This window comes from Paenibacillus sp. EC2-1 (genome assembly GCF_049311625.1).
Lineage (GTDB): Bacteria > Bacillota > Bacilli > Paenibacillales > Paenibacillaceae > Paenibacillus_AQ.
The window spans coordinates 5,455,206-5,464,663 of the sequence record NZ_CP186006.1 but is presented as its reverse complement, the minus strand read 5'-3'; the positions used below and the strand labels follow the sequence as shown (position 1 = coordinate 5,464,663).

Annotated in this window: 8 protein-coding genes; 7 read left to right on the top strand and 1 reads right to left on the bottom strand. The window is 42.5% G+C overall.

The features are described from left to right. Positions 1-507: 507 nt before the first annotated feature. Positions 508-2,055: a gluconokinase gene (gene gntK, locus ACK8P5_RS25560; RefSeq protein WP_422658981.1), complete on the bottom strand. Its 1,548-nt coding sequence runs from the start codon at positions 2,053-2,055 to the stop codon at positions 508-510. Positions 2,056-2,533: 478 nt separating this feature from the next. Here gntK and rpmH point away from each other — a divergent pair, with 478 nt between their 5' ends. The 7 genes from rpmH to rsmG all read left to right on the top strand — a co-directional run bounded on the left by rpmH (position 2,534) and on the right by rsmG (position 9,089). Further along, entirely contained in the window at positions 2,534-2,671 is a 138-nt protein-coding gene (gene rpmH, locus ACK8P5_RS25555) for a 50S ribosomal protein L34 (protein ID WP_422658980.1), read from the top strand. A gap of 196 nt (positions 2,672-2,867) precedes the next feature. Beyond that, a complete protein-coding gene (rnpA, locus tag ACK8P5_RS25550) occupies positions 2,868-3,218 on the top strand; it encodes a ribonuclease P protein component (protein ID WP_422658979.1) in 351 nt (116 codons plus the stop codon). Positions 3,219-3,291: 73 nt separating this feature from the next. Continuing rightward, positions 3,292-4,164 carry a YidC/Oxa1 family membrane protein insertase gene (locus tag ACK8P5_RS25545; RefSeq protein ID WP_422658978.1) on the top strand — a complete coding sequence of 291 codons (873 nt, stop codon included), beginning with the start codon at positions 3,292-3,294 and terminating at the stop codon, positions 4,162-4,164. Next, the gene (gene jag, locus ACK8P5_RS25540; RefSeq protein ID WP_422658977.1) at positions 4,161-4,931 is read left to right on the top strand and encodes an RNA-binding cell elongation regulator Jag/EloR; all 771 of its coding nucleotides are present in this window, start codon (positions 4,161-4,163) and stop codon (positions 4,929-4,931) included. The genes ACK8P5_RS25545 and jag overlap by 4 nt, the downstream gene beginning before the upstream one ends. Positions 4,932-5,044: 113 nt before the next feature. Beyond that, positions 5,045-6,421, top strand: coding sequence for a tRNA uridine-5-carboxymethylaminomethyl(34) synthesis GTPase MnmE (mnmE, locus tag ACK8P5_RS25535; RefSeq protein WP_422658976.1), 1,377 nt, complete (start codon positions 5,045-5,047; stop codon positions 6,419-6,421). A 51-nt stretch (positions 6,422-6,472) separates the two neighbouring features. Beyond that, positions 6,473-8,359 (top strand): tRNA uridine-5-carboxymethylaminomethyl(34) synthesis enzyme MnmG, encoded by a 1,887-nt coding sequence (gene mnmG, locus ACK8P5_RS25530; protein WP_422658975.1) that lies wholly within the window; start codon positions 6,473-6,475, stop codon positions 8,357-8,359. Between the two features lie 7 nt (positions 8,360-8,366). Beyond that, a complete protein-coding gene (rsmG, locus tag ACK8P5_RS25525) occupies positions 8,367-9,089 on the top strand; it encodes a 16S rRNA (guanine(527)-N(7))-methyltransferase RsmG (protein ID WP_422658974.1) in 723 nt (240 codons plus the stop codon). The last annotated feature ends 369 nt before the right edge of the window (positions 9,090-9,458 follow it).

The following is a 9,458-nucleotide window of genomic DNA, read 5'->3' as shown; positions in this document are numbered from 1 at the left end:
GAGTGGAAATGTCGAAAGAAAATGAATAATGTAGATTTATCCCCAATGCTAGACTCCTGTGAAAACAAAAAACTATGGATAAATTGAAATTGTTCACAACTTTATCCACAGCCTGTTGATAATATCGAGGGTTCATTCACATATTCACATCCAAAAGTAATATCATCATAGCAAAAGAAAGGCTTATTTTCAATGCGTGAGCGGATTTTATCCACAAATTCAAGAGGTTGTGCATAATTTTTATTCACACCACTATATATTGTTTATAATCTGTTCAACTTTCGACATCAGAGGTAAGAAAGCGAGAAAAATTATACACAGGTTGTTCGCGATAAAGAGGAATGATTCATCATTTTGTCGGGTCATGAAAAAATGGATCTTAAAATCTGCCTGTGGGTAACTTTTTCTTCATAGTTGGGAGAGATCGGATAGAGCAGATGATATGAATAGAAAAGGCCGCTCCGAAAGGAGCGGCCTTTTTCGAGATAAATGAGGGGGAAGGCTGGTTCAAGATTTCATGAATTTATGCTGAAATTCGGAAATTGCCTCGTAATCCTCTTCAAGTTTGCGAGAAATTCGAATGAATATCGGTAGAAGATTCTTATAAACAACTGCATTTTCATGGATGGGTTGATGATCAAACGTATCTCCTACCATATGAGCAACAATATCGAGTGATCCAGCTCTACCCGTAGCGTAAAGGCCAAGAACGACAGCCCCTAAACACGAGCTTTCATAACTTTCTGGTACAATAACCTGCTGATTAAAAATATCTGCCATCATCTGACGCCAAATGGGGGAGCGTGCGAATCCCCCAGTAGCATGAATTTTAGACGGGGTACCCATCTGTTCCTCCATCGCTAAAAGAACGGTATACATATTAAAGATGACACCTTCAAGTACTGCGCGGATCATATGCTCCTTTTGATGACTTAAAGTTAAGCCGAAAAACGAACCGCGAGCGTTCGGATTCCATAGGGGAGCTCGTTCTCCGGTTAAATAAGGATGAAAGAGCAGGCCATCGGATCCAGGAGAAACCCGTTCGGCGATTTTGGTCAACACATCATATGGACTAATGCCAAGACGTTTGGCTGTTTCCACCTCTGAGGCAGCGAGTTGATCGCGAACCCAGCGAAATATCATACCTCCGTTATTAACAGCTCCACCAATTACCCATTTATTTTCTGTCAGCGCATAACAAAAAATACGTCCTTTTGGATCGGTCATTGGCTTGTCTACGACGGTTCGTATGGCACCGCTTGTTCCGATAGTTGCCGCTACCACCCCTGGCTTAATGGCGTTAACCCCTAAATTGGAGAGCACTCCATCACTAGCTCCTAATACAAAAGGAGTGGAGGGGGAGAGTCCCATGGCAGCAGCATACCTTGGATCGAGTCCGTTCATTATATGTGTGGTAGGGACCAGGGAAGATAGATGATCTTCCGTAATACCTGCAATTTGTAGTGCTTCCTCATCCCAATTTAGCGAATTCAGGTTCAGAAGTCCGGTGGCCGAAGCGATCGAATGATCTACGACATATTGTTGGAACAATTGATAGTAGATATATTCTTTAATCGAAATGAATTTTTCGGCTTGATTAAAAATGGAGGCTTGTTCATGACGCAGCCACATTAATTTGGTGAGGGGAGACATGGGATGGATGGGGGTGCCGGTTCTTAAATAAATCTCATGGCCACCCAAATCCTTTTTTAATCGTTCTGACCACTCCGCACTCCGGTTATCAGCCCAGGTAATACAACGAGTAAGCGGTTTACCCATTTTGTCGACGGCAATGACACTGTGCATGGCTGTACTAAAGGATACGAATAGTACCTGATCTGGCCTAATTCCACTGTCCGACATAACCCCTTGTATAGATGATATTACAGTTTGAAAAATAACATCTGGATCCTGTTCGGCAAAAGAGGGAGCAGGCGTGAGAAGCGGATATTCGCCGCCAGATGTGGCCTTTATCTTCCCTTGCTCAGTAAATAATACAGCCTTGGTACTTGTAGTTCCGATATCAACACCGATCATATAGTTCAGCGTATCCAAAAGGCATACCTTCCTTCCCAGTTAAGAAGTATCGAGTTCAGTCAAATTATAAAATCTCATTTATGTATATAGATAACGTTATTAGACAGTTAAAAGCAAATTTAATCATCGTCAAAGCGTATACAGTTAAGGTTTTGCCAAAAGGCAATACCTTATTTATCGTGCAAATGAATCGTAAATTAATTATCCCCATGTGGATAAATTACTATTAAAGTGTAGAAATAAAGAAGATTCTGTGGAAAACTTATATGGGATGATACAGGAAGTTTGGTTTGACTTCTAGGCTTGATTGTGATTAAATATATAAAGGCATTTTCTGTGAGTGTAAAAAGAAATTTTGTTAAAAATATAAGAAAGTCTAAGGCATCAATTTTTCTTATATTTCTCGCAGAGACGGATCCAGCTCTAAAAAGTTGGCGAACCGTTTCTACTTGTTATATGGTAAGATTAAGATTCCTTTAAGGAGGTGCAACAGATCATGACGAAACAAACTTTCAAACCGAACGTGAGCAAACGTAAGAAGAATCACGGATTCCGTAAAAGAATGAGTTCCAAGAACGGACGTAAGGTTCTGGCTAGCCGCCGTCAAAAAGGCAGAAAAGTATTGAGCGCTTAATTTTTGTGCCACGATGCCACGAAGACCACCGAGGTGGTCTTTTTTTCGTAATGGCACAAATGGTGTATTAATCATGAGATTATGGTGAGTCGTTTACCGCTTGTGCGGTATGACCATACTATTATATATAGGAAGAAATGCCTTGAGATGCCGAAGGTGATTGATCAGTAGATTAGAGGCAGGCAGGGAGAGACTGGTGCAAAAAAAACTGCGTTTACGAAATCGGGCTGACTTCAGCCGCGTCTATCGCCACGGAAAATCTTTTGCTAACCATCAATTTGTGGTGTACTGGTCTCGTAAAAGAGACGTAGAACAGTTCCGGGCGGGTGTGTCCGTTAGTAAAAAGGTAGGCAATGCCGTGGTTCGTAACCGGATGAGGCGGCTCGTGAAAGAGATTGTCCGTCATCATCAGGATGAAATTGTTGAACATATGGATCTGATCTTTATCGTCAGAAAAGGTGCGCTGGATAAGACCTATCAGGAGCTTGAAAAAAGCGTGCTGCATGTACTGCGCAAATCGTCACTTTTAAAGTCTAAGAAGGGATGAGCTTGTGTTTATTTGTCCATATAAATATGTTATGATTTACCGTGGAATGGAATGCTAAGAGAGGGGTTTTGAAGTGTCGCTAACGAAGACAAGACGAGGAAAATGGTTCCTCCTCACAGCTTTGCTAGTTATGGCAATGGCTGTATTATCTGGTTGTACACCGCAAGCGGACCAGATGCGTACTATCGAAGACCTGAAAAATGGTGGCTTCTGGCAGAGTAACGTCGTGTACTACTTTACATGGGCTCTAGACACGTTTGCTACTTGGTTTAATGGTGAGTACGGACTGGCGGTTCTGGTTATGGTGCTTATTGTACGTACATTGATTCTGCCGTTGACACTTAAGCAGGTACGAAGCTCGAAGGCAATGCAAGCGATTCAACCTGAAATTGCTAAGATCCGTGAGAAATATAAAGATACTCCTGAAAAAGTGCAGATGGAGACGATGAAACTGTTCCAGGAGCACAAGGTCAATCCGATGGCGGGTTGTTTACCGCTGCTTGTTCAGATGCCGATCTTTATCGCACTTTATCATTCGATTTATTATAACGGTCTTCTCCGTGAGCATGAATTCCTGTGGCTTCAGCTCGGAGAACCGGACAAGCTGTTTATACTGCCGGTTCTGGCGGCGTTCACGACTTTCTTCCAGACCAGAATGATGCTGAAGATGAATCCATCTCCTCAACAAGGGATGATGCAGTTCATGATGTTCGTGTATCCTATTCTGATCTTCGTGATGTCGTTCCAGTTCCCATCCGCCCTTCCGCTGTACTGGTTCTACAGTAACTTGTATACCATTGTACAGAACTACTTCTTGTACCGTAACAATGATAAAAATGTAGCTATAGCTAATGTAAAAACGGCTAGCATCAGTCAAAGTAAAGGTCCAAGTAAGGGTCCTAAGAACGGGAAAAAAGGCAAAAAAGGAGCTAAGAAGTCGAGATGAGTAAAATCGTCGCAACAGGAAAAACCGTTGAAGATGCTGTCGAACAAGGGCTAGCCCAGTGGGGTGTAAGTCGGGACCACGTATCGGTTCAAATTTTGAGTCAGCCGTCAAAAGGATTCCTGGGGCTGTTCGGGGTAAAGGAAGCGAAAGTTGAACTTACGCTTCTCACCCGCAGTACTGGCGGCGAAGAGCTTAGCAGTGACTTCACTTCTAAAATGCAGGCATCACCTGCGCTTGAAGTAGAGAAGGTATCGAAAATATCATCAGTCGAGACCAAGACTAGAAGTTTGACTGAAGATATAAAACATGAGGGAGAAGATCCTTACCGTGAAGCCGTTAGCTTTTTGATTGAGACAGGTAAGGCCATGGGCCTGGACATTTCTGTTGATATTGAGCATGGTAAGGAATCAACTACCCTTCAGATTTCTGGTACTGGTTTGGGTTTAATGATTGGGCGTAGAGGTCAGACACTCGATGCCTTGCAGTATTTAGTTAACATTGTGGCTAACCGTTACTCTGATAATTATCTTCGGATTGTGCTCGATGCGGAGAATTTCCGTGAACGTCGCAAGAAAACGCTAGAAGATCTGGCTGATCGATTGGCTGGACGTGCTGTAAAGACACGAAAAGAAATCGTTCTCGAGCCGATGCCTGCTTCTGAGCGCAAGATAATACACTTCAGGCTACAAAATCATGCTCAAGTAAAGACAATAAGTAGAGGCGAGGAACCCAATCGGAGAATCGTCATTACATTGAAGCAGCAGTAAAGATTATATGGACTCAATGACTCCTGGGCGGTAATAGGGAGTCATTGTTTTTTATTCAAGAGTTAATATGCTTACGTCAAGAAATAAATAGTCAAATAAAGAAGGTGAATTTCATGTTAAGTGATACGATTGCTGCGATATCCACAGCGGTTGGTGAGGGAGGCATCGCGATTATTCGCGTTAGCGGTCCTGAAGCCATCATTGAAGTAGAAAAAATATTTAAAAGTAAAAAGAGATTATCAGAAGTGGATTCGCATACGGTTCATTACGGACACATCATGGATCCTTTGAGCCGAGATAATCTTGAAGAGGTATTGGTCACAGTAATGAGAGCGCCACGTTCATTTACGACAGAAGATGTGGTGGAGATCAGTGCACATGGTGGTGTTATTGCAGTCAAGCGGGTGATGGATCTACTGCTTCAGCAGAACATTCGACTTGCTGAACCAGGTGAATTTACCAAGCGTGCCTTCTTGAACGGAAGGATTGACTTATCTCAGGCGGAAGCGGTTATAGATCTAATAAGATCTAAGTCCGATCGGGCTTTCTCAGTTGCTCTGAAGCAGGTAGAAGGAACGCTCTCCCGCAAGATTAATGATCTGCGTTATACCCTTGTGGAAACTTTAGCTCATATCGAAGTAAATATCGATTATCCGGAACATGATGTGGAATCGCTCACTTCTGAGTTTATCAAGGATAAGAGTAAATTCGTCATGGATGAAATTGATAAACTACTGAAGACTGCAGAAGAGGGAAAGATCCTACGAGAAGGTATCACTACAGCGATTGTAGGTCGCCCAAATGTGGGTAAGTCATCTTTGCTCAATACACTAGCTCATGATAATAGAGCCATTGTTACAGATATTCCTGGTACAACACGAGATGTAATCGAAGAGTTCGTCACCATTAACAATATTCCACTAAAATTGCTTGATACAGCAGGCATCCGGGAGACGATGGATGTTGTTGAGAAAATCGGAGTAGAGCGTTCGAAACATGCTGTTAGTGAAGCAGATCTAATTCTGCTCGTGCTGAATGCAAGTGAGCCGTTGCATGAAGATGAACTGGAACTGATGGAACAAATACGCGGTAGACAATGTATTGTAATTTTGAATAAAATGGACTTACCGTCGCAAATCGATTTGGATATTGTCCGTAGGTATTATCCTGATGAGTTGATCGTTCCCATGTCTGTAAAAGCTCAGGAAGGAATTGATCGACTAGAGGATGCGATATCGAAGTTGTTCTTTAGCGGTAAGATTGAAGGTGGAGATCTGACTTATGTCAGCAATGTACGTCATATTGCCCTCCTCAAAAAAGCTAAAAAATCTTTGTTTGATGCTTATGAAGCGGCTGAACAATACATCCCGATTGATATGATTCAGATCGATGTAAGGCTTGCTTGGGAGCAGCTTGGAGAAATTTTAGGTGAAGCGGTTGGCGATTCGTTGATTGATCAGATTTTCTCTCAATTTTGTCTTGGAAAATAAGCTTCTATTATATAGGGTTTGAATATTAATAAAAATACAGGAGGGTTTGCCATGAGTTATGTAGGACGCACCTATGACGTGATTGTTGTCGGCGCAGGTCATGCCGGCTGTGAAGCAGCACTTGCTTCTGCACGTATGGGTGCTGAGACGTTGATGGTTACGATTAACTTGGATATGGTTGCATTTATGCCTTGTAATCCGTCGATTGGCGGACCAGCCAAAGGGCATGTTGTACGGGAAATTGATGCATTAGGTGGAGAGATGGGCCGGAACATCGATAAGACCTTCATCCAAATGCGCATGTTGAATACAGGTAAGGGACCCGCAGTTCATGCACTGCGTGCCCAAGCAGATAAGTTCTCCTATCAACATACCATGAAAGAAACGATGGAGAAGCAAGATAAGCTGACCCTTCGTCAAGGAATGGTCGATCAGCTTTTGGTTGAGGATGGCGAATGTGTTGGTATTGTTACACAGACGGGTGCTGAATACCGTGCTAAAGCTGTAGTTTTGACTACAGGTACTTATCTGCGTGGTAAGGTTATTATGGGTGAGCTTATGTATGAGAGTGGGCCTAACAACCAACAACCGTCTGTGAAATTGGCTCAGAATTTGAAGGAGCTTGGTTTTGATCTTGTTCGTTTTAAGACGGGTACACCTCCACGTGTACACAAGGATACAATTGACTTCTCTAAAACCGAAATTCAGCCAGGTGACGATAAGCCGAAGTTTTTCTCATATGAAACTAAATCTTCAGATAATGAACAATTGCCTTGCTGGTTGACATATACTTCGGTGGAGACTCATCAGATTATTAATGACAATTTGCACCGTGCCCCAATGTTCTCCGGTGTGATTGAAGGGACGGGTCCACGCTATTGTCCATCTATAGAGGATAAAATTGTACGTTTTGCTGATAAAGCCAAACATCAAATTTTCCTTGAACCTGAGGGTAAGAATACGAAGGAATATTATGTGCAAGGTTTATCCACGAGTATGCCAGAAGATGTTCAACTAGCAATCCTTCGTTCGGTCCCAGGCCTTGAGAACACAGAAATGATGCGTAATGGGTATGCAATCGAATATGACGCAATGGTTCCAACGCAGCTATGGCCGTCGCTTGAGACGAAGCGTCTTCCTGGATTGTTCACAGCTGGGCAGATTAACGGTACATCGGGTTATGAAGAGGCAGCAGGTCAAGGGATTATGGCAGGTATTAATGCGGCGCGTAAAGTGCAGGGTAAAGAGGCAATCGTACTTGATCGTTCTCAAGGATATATTGGTGTTCTGATTGATGATTTGGTTACAAAAGGTACGAATGAGCCTTATCGTCTGCTTACTTCTCGTGCAGAATATCGTTTGCTTCTCCGTCATGACAATGCGGATTTACGATTGACTGCGATTGGTCATGATATTGGACTGATCTCTGAAGAGCGCTATGCTCAGTTCCTTCGCAAAAAGGATCTTGTTGAGCAGGAAATTGAACGTCTTCGTCAGACGAAAGTTAAACCCGTACAAGTAAACGAAGTGCTTGAGGCAGCAGGTTCTACAGCCATTCAGGATGGAATCAGCCTTTTGACGATATTACGTCGACCTGAAATTTCATTCTCTATTATTGAATCGATTTCACCATCTCCATTTGATCTAGATGAAGAAATGAAGGAACAGGTAGAAATTCAAATTAAATATGCCGGATACATCGACAAGCAGCTCGGTCATGTGGAGAAACTTCAGAAGATGGAGAAAAAACGGATCCCAGAAGATATTGTCTATGACGATATTCATGGTTTAGCGATGGAAGCAAGGCAGAAGCTTAACAAAATCCGTCCGATATCAATCGGTCAGGCTTCGCGTATTGGTGGAGTCACTCCAGCCGACATTTCTATACTTCTGGTTTACCTGGAGCACTATAACCGGGTTACGGCAGCGAAAGGATAATCCAGCTATGGATGCAATTCAAAAAGATTTTGTACAGCGCCTTGAAGAGCGCGGTATCTCAATAAATGAGAAGCAATTAGACCAGTTCGAGAAATATTTCGAAATACTGGTTGAGTGGAATGAGAAGATGAACCTGACAGGTATTACGGAACGAGATCAGGTTTATATGAAGCATTTTTATGATTCGGTGAGTCTAGCATTTTATGTAGATATGGATAAAGTCGGGTCTTTGGCCGACATAGGTTCTGGAGCGGGATTTCCGGGTATTCCTCTGAAAATCTGCTTCCCTCATCTTAAATTAACGATTGTCGACTCATTAAATAAGCGCATCACCTTCTTGAAGCATGTTGCTGATTCGATTGAACTTGAAGAGGTGGAGTTACTGCACGGCAGGGCAGAGGAAGTTGCTCGTAAACATGGATATCGTGATGGATTTGATCTTGTGACTGCACGTGCAGTAGCTCGAATGGCTGTGCTCAACGAATTCTGCCTACCTTTTGTAAAAGTCGGAGGGCAGTTTGCTGCAATGAAGGGAAGCGATCCAACAGAAGAGATTGCTGAAGCTGCTAAGAGCTTTAAAGAATTGAGAGGATCTCTTTGTAAAGTGCACTCGTTCTCGTTACCAGTTGAGGAATCAGATCGACATATTATCGTTATCGATAAAAAGGGTCCAACACCAATGAAGTATCCACGAAAAGCTGGAACAGCTTCGAAAACACCTCTCGTTTAGCAATATAATATAGATTTTGAAAAGGAATGTTTCACGTGAAACATTCCTTTTTTCTATACACGACATTTATCACTTATTAATTGTGCTCATTAATGTATGTTTTATTAGATAGCGTTAACTGTCCCTATTGGAGGCGAAATCAACATCATTTTGTATAAATACACCAAAATAGCAGGAAAAAAAGGTGAGTTTGTAGAATAGGATTATAGGACAAATAGTGGTAGAATAGAATCGTAGTACCAGTTGATAGAGGCCGGACATAGACCGGTCCGTTTTTTTGCTGATGTCATGAATAAATGTAATGTTTTATGCAGGGAAATGCCTAGCTTCGCATGGGATATTCGGATCTGAAAGGTTCGGACACTGGGC